General features: G+C 65.8%; 16 protein-coding genes. 7 read left to right on the top strand and 9 right to left on the bottom strand.

The window, feature by feature from the left end:
- Positions 1 to 93: 93 nt before the first annotated feature.
- Positions 94 to 780, bottom strand: a complete 687-nt coding sequence (locus ABD050_RS14600) for a DUF6445 family protein (protein ID WP_343890147.1) — start codon at positions 778 to 780, stop codon at positions 94 to 96.
- A gap of 152 nt (positions 781 to 932) precedes the next feature.
- Between ABD050_RS14600 and ABD050_RS14595 the strand changes: the two genes are divergently transcribed.
- Together ABD050_RS14595 and ABD050_RS14590 are read left to right on the top strand one after the other, a co-directional pair.
- The gene (locus tag ABD050_RS14595; RefSeq protein WP_343890145.1) at positions 933 to 1,955 is read left to right on the top strand and encodes a LacI family DNA-binding transcriptional regulator; all 1,023 of its coding nucleotides are present in this window, start codon (positions 933 to 935) and stop codon (positions 1,953 to 1,955) included.
- 80 nt (positions 1,956 to 2,035) lie between these two features.
- Entirely contained in the window at positions 2,036 to 3,526 is a 1,491-nt protein-coding gene (locus tag ABD050_RS14590; RefSeq protein ID WP_343890144.1) for an MFS transporter, read from the top strand.
- Between the two features lie 57 nt (positions 3,527 to 3,583).
- Here ABD050_RS14590 and ABD050_RS14585 read toward each other — a convergent pair whose 3' ends face one another.
- The 4 genes from ABD050_RS14585 to ABD050_RS14570 all read right to left on the bottom strand — a co-directional run bounded on the left by ABD050_RS14585 (position 3,584) and on the right by ABD050_RS14570 (position 8,247).
- The gene (locus ABD050_RS14585; protein WP_343890143.1) at positions 3,584 to 4,822 is read right to left on the bottom strand and encodes a glycoside hydrolase family 130 protein; all 1,239 of its coding nucleotides are present in this window, start codon (positions 4,820 to 4,822) and stop codon (positions 3,584 to 3,586) included.
- Between the two features lie 109 nt (positions 4,823 to 4,931).
- Positions 4,932 to 5,414 carry an Hsp20/alpha crystallin family protein gene (locus ABD050_RS14580; protein ID WP_343890142.1) on the bottom strand — a complete coding sequence of 161 codons (483 nt, stop codon included), beginning with the start codon at positions 5,412 to 5,414 and terminating at the stop codon, positions 4,932 to 4,934.
- A 300-nt stretch (positions 5,415 to 5,714) separates the two neighbouring features.
- On the bottom strand, positions 5,715 to 6,929 hold the full coding sequence (locus ABD050_RS14575) for a glycosyltransferase family 4 protein (protein ID WP_343890141.1): 1,215 nt from the start codon (positions 6,927 to 6,929) through the stop codon (positions 5,715 to 5,717).
- A 367-nt stretch (positions 6,930 to 7,296) separates the two neighbouring features.
- On the bottom strand, positions 7,297 to 8,247 hold the full coding sequence (locus ABD050_RS14570) for an RMD1 family protein (RefSeq protein WP_343890140.1): 951 nt from the start codon (positions 8,245 to 8,247) through the stop codon (positions 7,297 to 7,299).
- A 263-nt stretch (positions 8,248 to 8,510) separates the two neighbouring features.
- Between ABD050_RS14570 and ABD050_RS14565 the strand changes: the two genes are divergently transcribed.
- A complete protein-coding gene (locus ABD050_RS14565) occupies positions 8,511 to 9,308 on the top strand; it encodes a universal stress protein (protein WP_343890139.1) in 798 nt (265 codons plus the stop codon).
- A 16-nt stretch (positions 9,309 to 9,324) separates the two neighbouring features.
- On the opposite strand, the gene ABD050_RS14560 is transcribed toward ABD050_RS14565, so the two are convergent.
- From ABD050_RS14560 to ppsA, 3 genes are read right to left on the bottom strand one after another with little or no spacing between them, the layout of a single operon-like run.
- Positions 9,325 to 10,758, bottom strand: coding sequence for a CYTH and CHAD domain-containing protein (locus ABD050_RS14560; protein WP_343890138.1), 1,434 nt, complete (start codon positions 10,756 to 10,758; stop codon positions 9,325 to 9,327).
- Positions 10,742 to 11,812 (bottom strand): 1-phosphofructokinase family hexose kinase, encoded by a 1,071-nt coding sequence (locus ABD050_RS14555; RefSeq protein WP_343890137.1) that lies wholly within the window; start codon positions 11,810 to 11,812, stop codon positions 10,742 to 10,744. Before ABD050_RS14555 ends, ABD050_RS14560 begins: the two co-directional genes overlap by 17 nt.
- A 1-nt stretch (position 11,813) precedes the next feature.
- Positions 11,814 to 14,276: a phosphoenolpyruvate synthase gene (gene ppsA, locus ABD050_RS14550; protein WP_425542462.1), complete on the bottom strand. Its 2,463-nt coding sequence runs from the start codon at positions 14,274 to 14,276 to the stop codon at positions 11,814 to 11,816.
- 198 nt (positions 14,277 to 14,474) lie between these two features.
- On the opposite strand from ppsA, the gene ABD050_RS14545 reads away from it, so the two are divergent.
- A complete protein-coding gene (locus ABD050_RS14545; protein WP_343890134.1) occupies positions 14,475 to 14,645 on the top strand; it encodes a hypothetical protein in 171 nt (56 codons plus the stop codon).
- A gap of 127 nt (positions 14,646 to 14,772) precedes the next feature.
- On the opposite strand, the gene ABD050_RS14540 is transcribed toward ABD050_RS14545, so the two are convergent.
- A complete protein-coding gene (locus tag ABD050_RS14540) occupies positions 14,773 to 15,513 on the bottom strand; it encodes a universal stress protein (RefSeq protein ID WP_343890133.1) in 741 nt (246 codons plus the stop codon).
- A 174-nt stretch (positions 15,514 to 15,687) separates the two neighbouring features.
- Here ABD050_RS14540 and ABD050_RS14535 point away from each other — a divergent pair, with 174 nt between their 5' ends.
- The 3 genes from ABD050_RS14535 to ABD050_RS14525 are packed head-to-tail and all read left to right on the top strand — an operon-like array spanning position 15,688 to position 18,070.
- A complete protein-coding gene (locus ABD050_RS14535) occupies positions 15,688 to 16,083 on the top strand; it encodes a hypothetical protein (protein WP_343890132.1) in 396 nt (131 codons plus the stop codon).
- Entirely contained in the window at positions 16,080 to 17,420 is a 1,341-nt protein-coding gene (locus ABD050_RS14530; protein WP_343890131.1) for an erythromycin esterase family protein, read from the top strand. Before ABD050_RS14535 ends, ABD050_RS14530 begins: the two co-directional genes overlap by 4 nt.
- A gap of 2 nt (positions 17,421 to 17,422) precedes the next feature.
- Positions 17,423 to 18,070 (top strand): dienelactone hydrolase family protein, encoded by a 648-nt coding sequence (locus ABD050_RS14525; RefSeq protein WP_343890130.1) that lies wholly within the window; start codon positions 17,423 to 17,425, stop codon positions 18,068 to 18,070.
- The last annotated feature ends 6 nt before the right edge of the window (positions 18,071 to 18,076 follow it).

Here is an 18,076-nt window from a genome sequence, read left to right as displayed (position 1 = left end):
TTAGGCGCCGAGGCGGTGCCGTGGGAAGCAAGGCACATACGTATTCACATGGCGTTCATCCGGCGCCGGAGCCGGCGCGGCAATTTTGCGGCGCTAGCGCGGGCCGAGAAAGGTGTTGACGGTCAGCCGACCGGTCGAGGGGTCGGCGCTGAGCGCCATGTCCTCGGGAATATCGGCACAGTGCAGCGTGGTGCTGCGATAGAGGATCGCGCGGTTGAACACCGCGTCGAAGCGCGCAATCTGTTCGAACAGCGGGGTGTCACCCGCGATATAGGCGGGGCCGGGCAGGCCGGTTCGACGCAGATCGGCATCGAGCGCGGCGCGATAGGTACAGAGCCGGGCCGCATCGATGCTCTCGAAACCGGTGGCGCGGTGGCGGTAGAAGGCAGTGCCGCCGCGTGGGTCCGGCGAGAGATAGTGGAGCAGCGCCAGCCGCCCGTCCTCGACCCCGTCGAAATGTGGCAGGCGCTGGATCGGCGCCAGCGCAGACGCCGGCGTGGTCACCAGCGAGTAGAAGGCATCGATCACCTCGAACGGCGCGAGGCCGAAAATATCGGCGATGACCGGCGAAAGCGCCTGGAGCAGGTCGCGGAGCATCACCGGCGCGACCACCGCGCGTATGCCGGGATAATGCTCGCCGATCGGCCGAAACGACAGAAAGGCTGCGTCGTCGGTGAAGCGGCACGGGTCAGGCGCGAAGCCATCGATCACCACGACCGGCTGCTGCTCGTTGCCGAACCGCTCGACCTGCAGGCGCCAGTTGGTCGTCGTCGCGGTCATCGCTATCCTCGTTCCTTCGCTCGCCATAACGCGCCCTGACTACGCCAACCCCGTCCCAAGGGGTAGCTTCCCCCCGGCGCCCAACAGGGCTAGGCACTTAGGATCAAGGCCGCAAAGGTCCCACCTGTTTGGATGGAGGGTGATCGCCCGGCATGTCGGTGCAGGACAAACCGACCAGTTTCGATATCGCCGCATTGGCTGGCGTATCCCAGCCGACCGTGAGCCGCGCGCTGCGCGGCGATCGGACGGTGAGCGAGGGAACGCGCAAGCGCATCGAGGCGATCGCGCGCCAGCTCAACTACACCGTCGACAAGAATGCCTCGTCGCTCCGACGTGGCCAATCGAACACCCTGGCGCTGCTGTTCTTTGAGGATCCGACGCCCGACGATTCGCTGATCAACCCGTTCTTCCTGTCCATGCTCGGGTCCATCACGCGAACCTGCGCGCTGCGCGGCTACGATTTGCTCACCTCGTTCCAGCAGCTCTCCAACGACTGGCATGTCGATTACGAGGACAGCCGCAAGGCCGATGGCATCATTTTGCTCGGCTATGGCGATTACGAGGACTATCGCGCGCGGCTCGACCAGCTGGCCAAGCAAGGCACGCATTTCGTGCGCTGGGGCTCGGTCCGCGCCGGCCGGCCCGAGACGACGATCGGCTGCGACAATCTGCGCGGCGGTGGGGATGCCGGGCGCCACCTGCTCGGCCTGGGGCGGCGCCGGATCGCCTTTCTCGGCGAGGCGTCCAGCCATTATCCCGAGTTCGAGGATCGCTATCGTGGGCTCACCGCGGCGCTCGCGGCTGAAGGCATTCGGCCCGATCTCGGCCTGCAGGTCGATGCGATCACCACCGAGGCGGCCGGGCATGACGCGGCGCTGCGGCTGATCGGGCGCGGCATCCCGTTCGACGCGATCTTCGCCGCCAGCGACCTGATCGCGATCGGCGCGATGCGTGCGCTGGAGGAAAGCGGGCTGGCCGTGCCCCATGATGTCGCCGTGGTCGGTTTCGACGACCTGCCGGCGGCGAGCCTGGCGCACCCGCCACTGACCACCGTTGCCCAGGATTATCGCCGCGCCGGCGAATTGCTGGTCGATACGTTGCTCGCGCGAATCCGGGGCGAGACGACCGAAACGGCGCTGCTGCCCCCCCGCCTGGTGGTGCGCGGCACGACCTGATTCCTTGGCTGATTCCCCGGCTTGCGGGACCGAAATTGCGCTGCCACCCTCGCGCGTGAGGACAAAACACGAGGGGATCGATGACCGAACGGCCGCGCCAGTCTCTTGCCGGACTGTGGAATATCTCGTTCGGATTCTTCGGAATCCAGGTCGGCTTCGCGCTGCAGAACGCCAATATGAGCCGTATCTTCCAGACGCTCGGGAGCAGTCTCGACGACCTGCCTGCGCTGTGGGTCGCGGCGCCGCTGACCGGGCTCCTGGTCCAGCCGATCATCGGCCATCTGTCCGACCGCACCTGGTTCGGCCGGCTCGGCCGGCGGCGGCCCTATTTCCTGACCGGCGCGCTCCTTGCGACGCTGGCGCTGTTCGTCATGCCGCTCGCGCCGCAATTGCTGTTCGCCGCGGTGATGCTGTGGTTGCTCGACGCCTCGCTCAACATCTCGATGGAGCCGTTCCGTGCCTTTGTCGGCGACATGTTGCGCAAGGACCAGCACAGCGCCGGCTATGCCGTGCAGACTGCCTTTATCGGTGCCGGCGCGGTGGTCGGATCGATCTTTCCCAAGCTGCTCGATCATTTCGGCGTGGCCAATACCGCCCCGCCAGGGGTGGTTCCCGACACGGTGCGTTTCGCCTTCTGGTTCGGTGGCGCGGCGCTCTTCCTGTCGGTGTTGTGGACGGTGCTGACGACGCGCGAATATTCGCCCGAGCAGATGGCCGGCTTCGACGGCGTCGACAATGGCGGCGATCATGACGAGACATTGCGCGTGCTCGCACAGCGCAGCGTGATTGGCAGCCTGGTGTGGATCGGCGCGGGTGCGCTTGTCGTCCTGGCAGTCGAGGCGATCGGGCTCAAAAAGGAAGTCTATCTGCTCGGCGGCCTGCTGATCGCGTACGGCGTGGCAAGCATCGTTGCGATCAGGGCTGCGAAGCGCGGCGGCAAGGCCTCGATCCTGGGCCATATCGTCGGCGATTTTTCGGGGATGCCGCCGCTGATGAAGCGCCTGGCGCTGGTGCAGTTCTTCAGCTGGTCGGCGCTGTTCATCATGTGGATCAACACCACGCCGGTCGTCGCGCAATATGCATTTGGCACGACCGACGCGGCGAGCGCGACCTATCAGGCGGCGGCCAACCATGTCGACGAGCTGTTCGCGATCTACAACGGCGTGGCGGCGATCGCCGCGCTTACGCTGTTGCCGTGGCTGTCGGCGCGGATCGGCAAGAGCTATACCCATATCGTCGGGCTGCTGTGTGGGGCGGCCGGCTATGCCAGCATCTTCTTCCTCCGCGATCCTGCTCTGCTGCGCTTCAGCGAGATCGGCATCGGCATTGCCTGGGCCTCGATCCTCGCCATGCCCTATGCCATTCTCGCCTCAAGTTTGCCGCAGCGCAAGCTCGGTATCTATATGGGATTGTTCAATGTTTTTGTTGTCGTTCCCCAATTGCTGGTGGCCACGGTGATGGGCTCGATCATGAAAGCATGGTTTCCACACGATCCGATCTGGACGATGGCGTTTGCCGCCGCGGTGATGGCGCTCGCTGCGCTCGCAATGACCCGGGTGGATGCGCGGTGACCGGGCGTGGTCGACGGCGCGACCCAAGGCGGTGGTGCGAGCCACGCCTCGCGGCCGCTACTCCATCGTCCGCAGGAGCTGATCAAGCGCCACGCTCGCAAAGGCGGTGAAGGAATCGGCCACGCCATAGGGCAGTAGCAGCGTGCGCCCGACAACCAGCGCGCCGCAACTATAGGTGACATTGGGGACGGAGCCGTCGCGCATCTCGGGGCCCGGCCGGAACAGTGGTTGGCGCGATCGCGCGATCACCTTCGCGGGGTCGCGCTTGTCGAGCAGGCACGCGCCGAGGCAGTAATTCCGGATCGGCCCGACGCCATGGGTGATGAAAAGCCAGCCCTCGTCGATTTCGATGGGCGAGCCGCAATTGCCCATCTGCATGAACTCCCAGGGCCAGCGCGGCGTGATGATGATGGAGCCGCTATCCCAGTTGTAGAGATCGCTCGATTTGAGCAGCCAGATATTCTCATGGTCGTGCCGCCCGAGCATCGCAAAATGGCCGTCGATCCGACGCGGGAAAAGCGCCATGCCCTTGGTGGCGCTACGCGTGCCGCGCAGTGCGTTCAGTTCGAAGGTCACGAAATCGCTTGTCCGCAGCAGCTCCTGGCGGATCGCCTCGCCGCTGAACGCCGTGTAGGTGCCAAGGTAGGTGACGTGACCGTTATCGTCGGTGAATCGGACCAGCCGCAGATCCTCGATGCCGTGGCGCTGACGAAAGGTTACCGGAAAGATGACGACCTGCGACAGGTCCTCATGCTCGCCATAGAAAAGCCGAACGCCGGGATCATCGGGCGCGCCGCCGGGGATTTTCTCGATCTGCGGGGAAACTGCCCACCGGCTCGGCGGTGCGATCGTCAGCGCGCCGTCCGCGCTGAACGTGCCGGTGCGGAACGTGATTGACGAGACGGCGCCTTCGCCGGTGCCGCGCAGCGACAGCACGAAGCGGACGGCGCCTGGCGCAATGCCCGATTGATCCGGGTGCGGCACGATACTGGGGTTGAAGAGCGCGGCTGCCTCGAAGGAATATTCCTCCGCAAAATAGGATCCGACGAGAAGCGCCTGGTCCGCACTGACGGCACGGCCGGCGACGAAGCGATCGGCCATGTCGTAGAAACGCCGCTCGAGAATGCGTGCAACGTCGCGGTGACGGTCGGCGAGCGCGGTCAGGACGCGATCGAGTTCCGCCTTCAACTCGGCATTGCTCAGCGCAAGGACTCGGTCGAGGATATGCTCGACGCGGGATGATGCCGCTTCCTTTGACGCGAACCCGTTCTCCGCGGGAACGAAAGGCCGGAGCACAACCCGGGCGGGCTCGGGGCGCAACAGCAAAGGGAGGTTCGTAACCCCGTTTACGGGGGCGCCTCCCGCACCAGCTGTCCAGGGTGGAGCGGGAGGCACCATTGCGCGATCAGCCCTGGCTGATCGGAATCTTGCGGGCTCGCGCGCCCGCATCAGCATCCTTGGGCAGCGCGATGGTCAGCACGCCCTTCTTGAATTCGGCCTTGATCGCGGCCGGATCGACATCGGTGGGAAGCGACACTTGACGGCGGAACCCGCCGTAGCGACGCTCACTGATCAGATAGCCTTTGTCCTTGTGCTCCTCCTCCTCGCGCTTTTCGCCCGAAACGGTGAGCACACCCTCGGCGACGGCGATCTCGACTTCGTCCTCCTTGATGCCGGGGAGTTCGAGAGTCAGCCGGTATTCCTTGTCACCCTCGCTCATGTCGAGCGCAGGGATCGGCGCAAGCGCGCTCGCGCCGAAATTGAAGATGCTGCGCGCAGGCCGTCCGAAATCGTCGAACAGCCGGTCGATCTCGGTGCGCAACCAGCCGAGCGGCGCCTCGACGGGGGTAGGGCGGGTCTTCGCGGCAGAAGATGCAAGGTCATTCATCGCAATTTCTCCATCGACAATGGACCGGTGGAGTCCGTCCGGGGGATGGGCGGATGCTTCCATGCGTCAACATCAGGCAAAGCTGTCGTGCTGCCGGTCGCAGCAACGCTATGGTGCCGGCCGAAGCGCTCCTATCGGGAAGTCTACTTAGCCGTCGCGTCGCCGCGTCGCCGCGTCGCCGCGCCGCCGCAAGGCGGTGCTCACCGTGCGAGAAACGCCGGCGCGGCCTTCTCGGCGGTCAAGCCCATAGCGCGTCGTCGGACATGATGAAGGTGTGATGCCCTTCCAGCACGACCGGATTCACGCGCAACTTTCCATCGCGACCGGCTCGGGCCAAAATTGCACGGCGCGTGCGCCGGCGCTCCCGGGTGCGGGGCGGGCCTGGGCCAGCGTGTCGAAACGCGCCATGGCGCGGTTCGCCAGTCGTGCCCAGCTCATGGTCCGGCCATGGGCATACACGCGCGCCGCCAGCGCGGCACGCAAACCATCATCGACAAGCAGATCGCCGACCGCATCGGCCATCGCCGCGCTATCGTCGAAATCCACGAGCAGGCCGCGGCCATGCGCGAGCAACTCGGTTGCATGGACATAGGGCGTGGCAACGACCGGCTTTCCCAGCGCGGCGGCGTAGGACAGCGTTCCCGACGTGATCTGCTGCGGATTGAGATAGGGTGTCACATAGACGTCGGCGGCCGAGATGCGGTCGAGCAGTTCGTCCTCGTCGAGAAAGCGATTCTCCCAGCGCAGATGGGCCTCGACGCCGAGTTCGCGCGCGAGCGCCTGCAGCGACTCGCGGTACCGTTCGCCTTCGTGCGCGATAAGGTGCGGATGCGTTGCGCCGACGATGTGGTATTGCGCTTCAGGGCATCGCTCGAGGATATGGGGCATCGCCCGGATCATCGTCTCGATCCCCTTGTCGGGCGAGAGCAACCCGAAGGTGAGGATCGTCTTGCGGTCATCCATGCCGAAGCGATGGCGCGCGGCCGACGGCTCGACATAGTCGCGGTCGGGCACGCCATGCTCGATCAGCGCGATCTTGGCCAGCGGCGCGCCATAGACATGCTGCAGCGTCGCACGGGCGCGCTCGGCCATCACGATCAGGAGCGAGGCCCGGGCAATGAGCCGTTCGAGCACGCGGCGCTGGTCCGCGTTGGGCGCCTCGAGCACGGTGTGCAGGGTGAGCGCCACGGGCGCGGAAACGTCGTCGAGCAGGTCGAGCAGATAGTCGCCGGCGGGCCCGCCGAAGATGCCATATTCGTGCTGGACCCAAATGATCCGGGCACCACTTGCCTCGATGCTGCTGGCGGCGGCGCGATAGCTCGCGCGATCCTCCTGATCGATCGTTGCGGTGACCGTGCTCGGGAATGCGTAACGACGGCCCGGATCGACCATCGCATAGACGTCGACCGCGGTGCGCGGATGCTCGGCGCGCAGTGCCTCGAACACATGAGTGGTGAAGGTCGCGATGCCGCACAGGCGCGGCAGGAAATTGCCGATCAAGGCAATGCGCGACAAGAATGGCGAGTCATCGCCTGAGGTCGCGATATTGCCTCGGGAGAATTCCGCAGGACGATTAAACATTCCCGCGAGCGGGACACGCCAATATGGTCATCTTGCCGTCTCCCATATGGTTCGGACCTCGTTGTGGTCCGCCCTCATTCTATTTCCGGAGGCTGGACCGGTGCATCCGGAATTATACGCAGCCGCCGTGGCGTCGCCTCCGTGGCGCAGGCCGCGGACGCTGCTCGATTGACGGTCGGGTGAGCCGCCCCGCCGTCACGCGGAAGGACGCTCCGTGCCGGCTCATATCCATGTGCCGAGGAAGGCCGACTCACAATCGGCAGGCATTTTATCGTTGTCGGTTGGCTCAATCAGCGGCGCATCAGTATCGGAAGCCGATAAGGCTCACGACGATCTCGAAGGCAATCAAAAGGACGACCGATATTTCGAGCCGATAGGAACGCTTGTCCAGCACCAGATTGAGAAGAACATCGGCTGTGTCGCCGATTACTTCCGCCTTGCGCTCGATCGCGCGTGCCCGGTCGCCCAGTTCGAACTCGGCTTCGAGGCGGCCATAGAGGCGGTCGAGCTCCGGGTGATCCCACAGGAGATCGGGTTTTTCGCCGATTTGCGCGCGGCCCACGACGCGATGGTGGGTGGCAAGAACGTCGCCAATATGTTGCATGACCCGCTTGATCGGCAGGCGTGCGCGCCCGTGCGTTCGAAGATCGTTCACCAGTGGTTCGATGCGATCGAAAGTTTCGGCGATGCGGCTTTCGTCTCGCGCCAGCACCACGCTGCGGGCCAGCACCGTTGCGGTCAGCAAGAGCCGTTCCGGGGTGGCTTCTCGTAGCCGGATGCGGCCGTCCGCACTGACGTTCTCGTCGCTGTCGGCGCGTATCTCGATCCACGCCGTCTCGAGCTCGGGCGATGACGCCGGCTCGATCACATGGTCCATCAGTTCAGCGACCAACTCCTGCTCCAGCGCCGCCGAGGCACCGAACAGCACGAGCACGCCATAGCGAAAGACGAAGGCTGCGCCGATTCCGGACAATCTGAGGTCCTCAAGTTCGACGAACCGAGGCAGATTGCGCGTGTCGATACGCGTTCCCAGAAGAAGTGCCCTCACATCCGCATGCTGCGAGCTTCCGGCGATCGGAATACCCAGCACCTCGCGAACGCCGACGCCGCCGGGGCGGGCAGGGCCAGGCGATACCAGTTGGCGCGCTCTCGCTTGATCCGTCAAAATCTTACCCGATCCAGCTTCATGCCGCATCGCCTCAGCCAATTGCCGCGTGGCCTTGCTTGTATTGCGGCAGACGGTGTGACCCAATACGCATTCATCCTGACCTGATCATTGGAGACGCGCATCTCCGCGGCGCCAACCGGCATCAGGCGCCTTTGAGCCTCACTCGGCCCGCTGGCGCTGTACGCGAAAATGGGCCACTCAAGCACCCGCGTCACTGCCGCGAAGGTGCCCCTGACCCGTCCGGTCCGCCCCCTGCCAACGGCGGCCGCGCCCTCCGGTATATTGCGAATACCGGCCGAGAAACGGCTGTACCAAAGGTCGCCAGTCGGTTCGCTCTGGAGGTGATCATGAAGAATATTCTCGTACTGGTGCACGACGATCCGGGCCAGGAAGCACGCATTCAGGCAGCGCTCGACATCACGCGTGCCCTGGATGGTCATCTCACTTGCCTCGATATCGCCGTGATGTCGGTGTTCGCCGGCGACGTCATCGGCGCTGCCGCAATCCTCGCAGCAGACGAACGGCGTGCGGAGGTCAGCAACCGTGCGCGCCTGGAGCCGCGCATTCAGGCGGAGGATGTGCCCTTCGACTGGATCGAGCAATGCGGTTATCTTGAGCAGACGGTTCTGGACGCAGCGGGGCTGGCGGACGTGATCGTGCTCAATCGCGACCTTGATGACACGAGCAGCCCCGACATGTACGGACTGGTCGGCGAAGTCCTGATCCGCGCCGGCAGGCCCATTGTCGCCGTGCCGCGGGATACGCGCGGTTTCGATGTCTATGGACACGCACTGATCGCCTGGGATGGATCGCCGCAGGTCGATGCGGCACTTCGCGCCGCGACCCCCTTGCTGCGCCTTGCCGCTACCGTGACCTTGCTTGAAATCGATGATGGGTCGCTGCGCCTGCCGGCGACGGAGGCTGCCACCTATCTTTCACGTCACGGCATTCACGCTGCGGTCCGTCAGGAGCGTGCAACCTTCGATCTGCCGAGTACGATCATCCTGGACACGATCGACGAGAAGAAGCCCGCTTATCTCGTCATGGGCGGCTTTGGGCACAGCCGGTTCGCCGAAGCCGCGCTCGGCGGTGTGACGAAGCGCATGCTGCATGAGTGCACGATCCCGATCTTCCTCGCGCATTAGGAAGGTCGGCTTCGCCTCACCAGAAGGGGCGGGCGCGCATCAGTGAGGCATGGGCTTGCTCTGCGCTGGCCCGCAGCCGCCTGCTCTTTTTCGCAGGCGGGATCTCGATCCCGTGCCGTACCGCAAGCTCGGGGCCGACGACACGGTCGTTCAACGTGCCCAGAAAGGTCTGAAGTTTCTCGAGCCTCGCGACGAACCGCCGCCGCCGCTGTCGGGCCTTGTCCGAGACATAGAGCGAGGCGAAGAATTCCGCCGCGTATCGCAGCTTCTTCGCTTCGATCCGGACCTTGTGGCGCTGCGGGGCGTCAAGCGCAGCGAGGCCCTTCCCATCATGGTCGAGTCGCTTCCTCAGGCGGTCGAGGCGCGCGCCGGCGAAGCGCATCAGATCGCAGTCACCCGCGGTCGTTCGCCAGGCGCCGACCGCCAGCCACTCAGCCAGATCGATCATGAGGAGGCGGGTCCGCGCTGAGGCAAGCTCCGCCTGCGCACGCGCAAAGGCCCGGTCCCGTATCTCGCGCAACATATCCCTGGCTTCGCCGTCGACATGGTCGATCAGGACATCGATATTGCGCACTTCGCCAAGCTCGGCGGCAAGCCAGCGCAACTCGGCATTCAGCAGGGCAAGCTTTCCGTCATCGCCGAGCAAGGGCTTGCAGATAGAGAAGGCCGAGCGGAGCCGGCGCAGTGCTACACGCGCCTGGTGCAGCGCCTCCACATCGCCGGAGCGCAACAGCACCGCTTCGTTCAGGCGGAAATGGCGGATACAGGCCTGGGCGATGGCGCAAAAGGCATCGCATGCGTCGCCGTCGCGATCGAGCGAGAGCGGCTCGGCCTTGAAGGCGTGGGGATGCGGGTCGGCCCCGAGGCAATAGCCGCGCTCGGATTTCGAGCGCACGCCGAGCCGCAGCGGCACTACTTCGTTGAGGCGCCGGGCGAGATCGAACATCTGCCCGATCGATCCGCTGCGATGTTCGAACTCGATTTCGCTGAGCGGCTCGCAAAGCTCGCCGCTCCGGATTTCGCCGACATCGACCGCAATTTCCATATCGCTATCCGCACCGGCGACCCGGAACGTCCGGCGCCGCACGTCTGTCACGAAGGCGGGCCTGAGCCGGGCGAGCTTTCTCGCGCCCATTGCCCGAACGATCGGACCGCTTCGCGCATCGAACAGAGGCTGCTCGCCTGCAATCGGATGCTCCCATTCCGGGCGCTCGAACAAGCCCGCTGAGGCGGCGCCAACTGCCTTCACCGTCTGAACATGGCGCTTGCCGCTCTGGCGTACGCGCAGCGTATAGCCAGCCTTCAGCAGGTCCCTGCTCGGCGTATCGAAATAGGTTGTGACGAGGTGCCGGGGCCGCGCGCCGGGCTTGGGGGCGATCGCCGCTTCGAGCCTCGGCCGATCGCCCGGTTCGAACTCGAGCTTCAGTTCAAGTTCAAGCATATGGGCCATTCGCGTCTCCGGGCGCGCCATGGGCGGCAGGCACGCTGCACTGTGCCGATTGAATGCTCTTTCCGCCAGCCGGCGATTCGATGCGACGAATCAAGGGATCCGATTTCCCTTCCTCGGATAGCTCGAGGAAGATCCGCTCGGTATCCTCGCGGCGTGCCAGCATGCCGGCCGGCGTCATGACCGTGGCGGCACCCGCCGCCATGCCGTAGCGCACTGCGTCGCGCATCGTCATCCCCCGCGACAGGCCGAGCGTCATCGCCCCCACCATGCTATCGCCGGCGCCGACCGCGCTGAGGACGGGTACATGCGGGGCCGATATCATCTCCTCCTCCGTGGCGGTGACGAGAAGGACGCCTCGGGCGCCGTTCGACACGATCACGGTTTCCGCGACGTCGGCGGCGATCAGGCACCGGGCCGCGTTCACCCGCTGATGGCGGGTCCGGAGGGGCCTGCCGGCGGCCTTTTCCAGCTCGAGAAGATTGGGTTTGATCAGCAAGGCGCCGGAGCCTGCCGACCCGGCGAGCACTTCGCCCGGGGCATCGAACAACAAGCGCGCGCCGAGCGCGCCACAGATGCTGCCCAGGCGGAAATAGAAATCGCCCTCCACCCCCGGCGGCAGGCTGCCGCTCGCGACGATGTAGCGCGGCGCCGGGGAAAATTTCGCCAGGGTTTCGAACAGCATCGCCTGCTCGCGCACCGTCAGCCAGGGGCCCGGCAGGATGAACCGATATTGGCGCCCGGTATTCGTCTCGTCGACGTTGAAGCTTTCCCGCGTATCTCCCGCTATCGGCACCGCCTTGAAGGGCACCCCGGCCTTTCCGAGAAGCTGCTCGATCATCCGGCCGGCAGGGCCGCCCGACGGGAACAGCGCGGTCGCCTCTCCGCCCAGGGCGGCGATCACCCGCGCGACATTGATGCCGCCACCGCCGGGCTCGTGGCGCGGTTCGCCGCAGCGCAACTTCTCAGTCGGCCGGAGTTCGGGCGTCCGGGTCGAGACATCGAGCGCCGGATTCATCGTCAACGTCACGATTCCGGTCGTATCGGGAAGGGCCATGTCAGGGCGCCGGGATTTCGGCATGCTCGGCCTTTGCCACATGCCGAAGCGTGGCGACGAAGCTGTCCGGGTTCAGCGAGATCGAATCAATCCCGGCATGGACCAGAAGCTCGGCGAATTCGGGATAGTTGCTCGGCGCCTGGCCGCAGATGCCGATCTTGATGCCGCTGGCATGCGCGCGGTGGATCACCTCAAGAATGCTGCGGGCGACGGCGGCGTTGCGCTCGTCAAAGAGCGGCGCGAGCATCTCGGAGTCGCGATCAACCCCAAGGATCAACTGGGTGAGGTCATTGGAACCGATGGAGAAGCCGTCGAAGCGGCTCGCAAATTCCTCGGCGAGGATCACGTTCGCCGGAATCTCGCACATCATATAGATTTGCAGGCCGTCCTCACCGCGCACGAGGCCGTGACGGGACATTTCCGCGAGCACCCGGTCGGCTTCATCGACGGTGCGGCAGAAGGGCACCATCACGATTACGTTGCTCATCCCGATCGTCTCGCGGACGCGCCTGATTGCCCTGCACTCGAGCGCGAAACCGTCGCGATAGCGCTCGTGATAATAGCGCGAGGCGCCGCGGAAGCCGAGCATCGGATTTTCCTCGGTCGGCTCGAAATCGGCGCCGCCGATCAGATGGGCATATTCGTTGCTCTTGAAGTCGCTGAGCCGAACGATTGCGGGATGGGGATGGCAGGCTGCCGCGATCCGGGCGATGCCGCGGCTCAGCGTGTCGACGAAATACTCCGTCTTGTCCGAGTAGCCGCACGTCAGCGCCTCGATCTCGGCCCGCGCGGCGGGATCGGTGACCCGCTCGGGATGGACCAGCGCCATCGGATGAATCCTGATCAGGTCGCTGATGATGAATTCCATGCGGGCAAGGCCGACGCCCTTGGCTGGAAGCCGCCACCAGCGGAACGACGATCCGGGCGTCGCCAGGTTGATCATCAGGTCGGTCCGCGCCTCGGGCAGCGCGGCCAGATCGACATCCTCCCGAGTGAAGGGCACGGCACCGTCATAGACAACCCCGCGATCGCCCTCGGCGCAGCTCAGCGTGATCGTCTGGCCGTTCTTCAGGACGGCGGTCGCGGTGCCGGTGCCGACGATCGCCGGAACGCCGAGCTCGCGGCTGACGATCGCTGCGTGGCTGGTCGCGCCGCCATGATCGGTGATGATCCCGGCGGCGCGGCGCATCAGCGGCGTCCAGTCCGGGTCGGTCATTTCGGTGACGAGGATCGCGCCATCGGGAAAGCGTGCCAAATCCCGGGGATCGCGAATGATGCAGGCCGGGCCGCTGGCGATCGCTTCGCCGACCGCCGCGCCAGTCGTGAGGGCCACGCCCTTGCCGGTCAACCGCCACAGGCTGAGCGACGCCTTGCGTCCGGCACCGGCCGTCTCGGGCCGCGCCTGGACGATGAAGATCTCGCCGGTCTCGCCGTCGCGCGCCCATTCCATGTCCATCGGGCGGCCATAATGGTCCTCGATCAGCACCGCCCAACGGGCGAGCTCCAGGATCTCGTCGTCCTCAAGCACGAAGCTGCGGCGTTCATGGTCGCTCGTCTCGACCAGGCTGGTGCGTGCCTCGCCGCTGGCGGCGTAGATCAACTTGGTGGCCTTTGCGCCGAGCCTCTTGTCGAGGATCGGCTTCAGCCGGCCGTCGCCCAGCAGGGGCTTGAACACGACATATTCATCGGGGTCGACCGAGCCCTGGACGACCGTCTCGCCCAGCCCCCAGGCGGCGCTGATCGCCACGACGCGCGGGAAGCCGGATTCGGGGTCGATCGAGAACATCACGCCCGAGCCCGAAAGATCGGACCGCACCATCGGCTGCACGCCGATCGACAGCGCAACCGCGAGATGGTCGAATCCCTTGTCCTCGCGATACGCGATCGCCCGATCGGTAAAGAGCGATGCGTAGCAGCGGCGGCAGGCATCGAGCAGCGCCGCTTCGCCGACGATGTTGAGAAAGGTCTCCTGTTGCCCCGCGAAGCTCGCGTCGGGGAGGTCCTCGGCGGTGGCGCTTGAGCGCACCGCTACCGCTGGTTCGGTCTTGCCGGTTCGTGCCGACAGCGCGTGGTAGGCAGCGCGGACGGCGGCCGCCAATGGCTCGGGCAGCGTCGCTTCGAGAAACAACCGGCGGATCGCGTCGCCGGTTCGCGGCAAGTCCGCGTCGCCGCGGCGATAGGCTTCAAGCGCGGCGCGCAGCCGGGGCTCGATGTGGTTTGTGGCCACGAAGCCTCGATAGGCGGATGCGGTGGTGGCGAAGCCATCGGGAATTCGGACGCCGCTTGGGCGAAGCGCCGCGATCATCTCGCCAAGCGAGGCATTTTTGCCGCCGACGGTCGCGACATCGCGATTGCCGACCGTCTCGAGCCACAGGACCAGCGCCGGCTCGGGCTGCGTCGGCTGGTTGGCCGTGATCGGATTTGCTGAAGGCGGCGGTGCGACGGTGATATTATCGGTCATCATACCGAGAGAATGATCGGGGCGCCGCCTCGGCTGAATAAGGAAAGGTACGGAGAAGGACTCCCGCCCTGCGCTCCCGAAACCGCTGCGTAGCTTTGCGGATGGCGAGCGTCGTCCGGCGTCGGGCACAGAGCGCTCGGAGTCGCGATCGTATCCCGGTTGGGGACCGCCGCGGCCAGAACCGAGCAATGGAGTATCATCATGGCAACCCAGCCCCCGCCTGACACGATCGAACCCCGATCGCCGCCCGAATCGCCTTTTTCGGAGCCAGTCGAACGGCCCATGCCCAATGCGCCCGAGATCGAGCCGACACCGCCGGATCGCGACTTCCCGGACCAGGCGCCGCTGGAGGACCCAGCGTCTCCTTACTGATCCTCCAACAGGGCCTCGAGACGGTCCAGCAAGGAAATGCTGCGCAGCCTTCGCTCTGAATCGCGGTCGTAAGCAATGGCGAGCGTGACGATAGGTTTCGTCATGCGGGTTGCGCACTGCTCTCGCGCTATGTGCCCGGACCGGGGTGGGCGCCCCCTTGATGGCGCGTGGCCGCGGGATAGACGAGGAAGTCTGTCTGAGCGGGATCGTTCAGATCCTCCCTGGCCGCACCGCGAAGCGTCTCGGCCCGCGTCGCTGGCGCCGCGATCACCAGCAGATCGGGTGGACATCGGGTTGCCCGTTGGGCGGCCGGGTCACCGTTGACCGGCCCGCCGGCTTCATCGAATCTTCCGTCTGCTGACAGGACGATCTCTGCCCTGGCGCCCGAGATGTGGGCGGCAAGCACCAACGCGTCCGGGGATCCTCCAGCGCCGGCACCTAGGACATGCACATGTTGATAGGGGCCCTGCACCGCCCTGCGGGCGACGAGCAGCGGCCGGGAAAGACTATTCAAAAGATGGTCGACCGTGGTGCCGAACAGCGAATCAAGCGCATGTCTGGATCGATGGCCACCGATAATGATCAGGTCGGCGCTCAGGTCCTGTGCCTCGCCCTCGATCGCCGAGGCAGTCGGCGCCCGTCGAACGCTCGAGCGCACCGCGCGGAGGCAGGGATGATTGAGCGCCAGCGCGCGCGCCATCTCAGCCAGCTCTTCAGCGCGCATGGCGCGATCGATGCTTCCCATCGAGCGCGGCACGACGTGAAGCAGGTGAAGGGTGGCGCACCACCCCGCCCCGATCTGGCAGGCGCGTGCGACGGCGATCGCCGCTCCTGGCGAAAGGTCTGTCGCCACAAGGATGTGCTGCATGGCGGGATCCGATCCGGTTGAGGCCACAGCATGCCGATTCGGTTGCTGAGCGATATTCGGGACTTTCCGGAACCGATCGCCCGGTGCCGGCGCGCGCGGCAGCCTACGGGAAACTTCGTATTCTACTCGCGAACGGCTTCTCTCAGACTGAGGGTCTGCCAAGGGAGTCGTTCAATGAAGACCGCCATCGCCGCCGCAATGATGATCGTCGCCCTGGGTGGGTGTCATCGCTCCTCGCCGCAGGACAAGGTCGCCACCCCGGCGCCGTTGGCTACCGCCACGCCCTCGACCGCTGATGATTATCTGCAGCGCATAAACCGCCTGCCCCAGAAGCAGCGGGACGTGACCTTCTTCCGGGCGATCGACGACGCCGGCTTCGAATGCCAGGGGGTCAAGGCCTCGGAACGTCGCAGCGACGTGCAGGGATATCCGGCCTGGGTCGCGCATTGCATCGATGGCCGTGACTGGGTCGTCGTTCTCGAAGCCAACGGCACCGTCCAGGTCGCCACGCCCGCGCAAGTGCGCGGTGCAAAGGTGGCCGGCGCGCCCGGAAACGAGTCCGGCCGATGACCTACAACGTGCCCGGGCAATCAAGGCTCGAGCCCTCCGATGCACTCGTCGCTGCGCTGCGGGCGGCTGCGGAGCCTCTCCCCGATCCCGCCGACGCGAGCGCCTTCGGCGCCCATTTCGATCGCTTCGGCGACGCGCGGATCGTGCTGCTCGGCGAAGCGACCCATGGCACCGCCGAATTCTACCGGGCGCGGGCGGCGATCACGCGACGCCTGATCGAGCAACACGGCTTCACGATCGTTGCGGTCGAGGCGGATTGGCCCGACGCGGCCCGGATCGACGATTATGTGCGCCACAAGGCTGACCGGCCGCGGCTCGGCGATGTCTTTACCCGTTTCCCGACCTGGATGTGGCGCAATCTCGAGGTCCTCGACTTTGCTGACTGGCTGCGGGCGCACAACAGCGCCTGTTCGGAGGATGCACGCACCGCCTTTCGCGGGCTTGACGTCTACAGCCTGTCGGAATCGCTGAACGCGGTTCTGCGCTATCTCGATTCAGTCGATCCCGCCGAGGCAGGGGTCGCGCGCCGCCGCTATGGCTGCCTTACGCCGTGGCAGGATGCGCCGGCCGATTATGGGCGCGCGGTTCTCTATGCCGGCCAGCCGACGTGCGAGGATGCCGTGGTCGCCCAGTTGCGCGAGCTGCTCCATCAGCGCCTCGCCTATATGCACGGCGATGGCGAGCGCTGGTTCGACGCGGTCCAGAACGCCCGGATCGTGCGCGCCGCCGAGGAATATTATCGGGCGATGTACCGCGGCGCGGCCGAAAGCTGGAATTTGCGCGATCGGCACATGTTCACCACCCTGCAGGCGCTGCTCGACGAGCGCGGCCCGGATTCGAAGGCAGTGGTCTGGGCGCATAATTCGCATGTCGGCAATGCCGCCGCCACCGCGATGGGCTGGCGGGGCGAGTTCAATATCGGCGAACTGTGCCGCATGGCCTATGGCGACGAGGCGGTGCTGATCGGCTTCGGCACTGACCGGGGCACGGTCGCCGCAGCGACCGACTGGAACGGCGACATGGAGATCAAGGCGGTGCGCCCGGCGCGCGCCGACAGCCATGAAGCCGCGTTCCGGCGCGCGGGCGTGCCGCGAAGCCTGACTGACTGGCGATTGCCCGCACGCCGCGCGCTCGCGGAGCAGCTCAGCGTGCCGCTCCTCGAACGCGCGATCGGCGTGATCTACCGCCCCGAGACCGAGCTCCAGAGCCATTATTTCCAGGCAGTGCTCGCCGAGCAGTTCGACGCCTGGGTGTGGTTCGAGGAAACCACCGCGGTGACGCCGCTCGGCGCCGAGCATCCGCGCGGCGCCCCCGAAATCTATCCGTTCGGACTATGACGATGGCCACTCATATCCACGACCAGCAGTCGATCTTCATCGAATCAGCTGGGATCAAGGGCCTGCTCGGTGTTCCCGAACCGGCGCTCGGCATGGTCGTTTTCGCCCATGGCAGCGGGAGCGGCCGATTCAGCCCGCGCAACAATTACGTCGCTGAAGGGCTGCGCTCGGCGGGCTTCGCCACGCTGCTCGTCGACCTGCTGACTCAGCGCGAGGAAGATGACCGGGCGAATGTCTTCGATATCGCGCTGCTCGCCAACCGCCTTGCAGCGGCGACTGAATGGCTGCTCGAAACGCCTTCGATCGCCGCTCTGCCGGTCGGCTATTTCGGGGCGAGCACCGGGGCGGGCGCCGCTCTTCTCGCTGCCTCCGCCGCACCGCGGCGGATCGGTGCCGTCGTCTCCCGCGGCGGACGTCCCGACCTTGCCGGATCGCCCGCGCTGGCACGCGTGCGGGCACCCACCCAGCTCATCGTCGGCGCCAGGGACCTGCCGGTGATCGAGCTCAACCGCGAGGCGATGCGCCACCTGCGCTGCGAGCATGAGCTCGTGATCGTGCCGAACGCCCATCATCTGTTCGAGGAGCCCGGCACGCTTGACGAGGTCATCGGCCACGCCACCCGCTGGTTCCGGAATCACCTCGTTTCCTGAAAGGAC

This window comes from Sphingomonas oligophenolica, from assembly GCF_039522915.1.
Lineage (GTDB): Bacteria > Pseudomonadota > Alphaproteobacteria > Sphingomonadales > Sphingomonadaceae > Sphingomonas > Sphingomonas oligophenolica.
Note: the sequence above shows the minus strand (reverse complement) of the source record. Positions and strands in the feature narration are given on the sequence as shown.

What these genes read in the sequence shown, in the direction of transcription:
- ABD050_RS14600 (WP_343890147.1), bottom strand. Translation starts at nt 780, where the DNA reads ATGACCGCGACGACGACCAACTGGCGCCTGCAGGTCGAGCGGTTCGGC.
- ABD050_RS14595 (WP_343890145.1), top strand. Translation starts at nt 933, where the DNA reads ATGTCGGTGCAGGACAAACCGACCAGTTTCGATATCGCCGCATTGGCT.
- ABD050_RS14590 (WP_343890144.1), top strand. Translation starts at nt 2,036, where the DNA reads ATGACCGAACGGCCGCGCCAGTCTCTTGCCGGACTGTGGAATATCTCG.
- ABD050_RS14580 (WP_343890142.1), bottom strand. Translation starts at nt 5,414, where the DNA reads ATGAATGACCTTGCATCTTCTGCCGCGAAGACCCGCCCTACCCCCGTC.
- ABD050_RS14565 (WP_343890139.1), top strand. Translation starts at nt 8,511, where the DNA reads ATGAAGAATATTCTCGTACTGGTGCACGACGATCCGGGCCAGGAAGCA.
- ABD050_RS14560 (WP_343890138.1), bottom strand. Translation starts at nt 10,758, where the DNA reads ATGGCCCATATGCTTGAACTTGAACTGAAGCTCGAGTTCGAACCGGGC.
- ABD050_RS14555 (WP_343890137.1), bottom strand. Translation starts at nt 11,812, where the DNA reads ATGGCCCTTCCCGATACGACCGGAATCGTGACGTTGACGATGAATCCG.
- ppsA (WP_425542462.1), bottom strand. Translation starts at nt 14,276, where the DNA reads ATGATGACCGATAATATCACCGTCGCACCGCCGCCTTCAGCAAATCCG.
- ABD050_RS14545 (WP_343890134.1), top strand. Translation starts at nt 14,475, where the DNA reads ATGGCAACCCAGCCCCCGCCTGACACGATCGAACCCCGATCGCCGCCC.
- ABD050_RS14540 (WP_343890133.1), bottom strand. Translation starts at nt 15,513, where the DNA reads ATGCAGCACATCCTTGTGGCGACAGACCTTTCGCCAGGAGCGGCGATC.
- ABD050_RS14535 (WP_343890132.1), top strand. Translation starts at nt 15,688, where the DNA reads ATGAAGACCGCCATCGCCGCCGCAATGATGATCGTCGCCCTGGGTGGG.
- ABD050_RS14530 (WP_343890131.1), top strand. Translation starts at nt 16,080, where the DNA reads ATGACCTACAACGTGCCCGGGCAATCAAGGCTCGAGCCCTCCGATGCA.
- ABD050_RS14525 (WP_343890130.1), top strand. Translation starts at nt 17,423, where the DNA reads ATGGCCACTCATATCCACGACCAGCAGTCGATCTTCATCGAATCAGCT.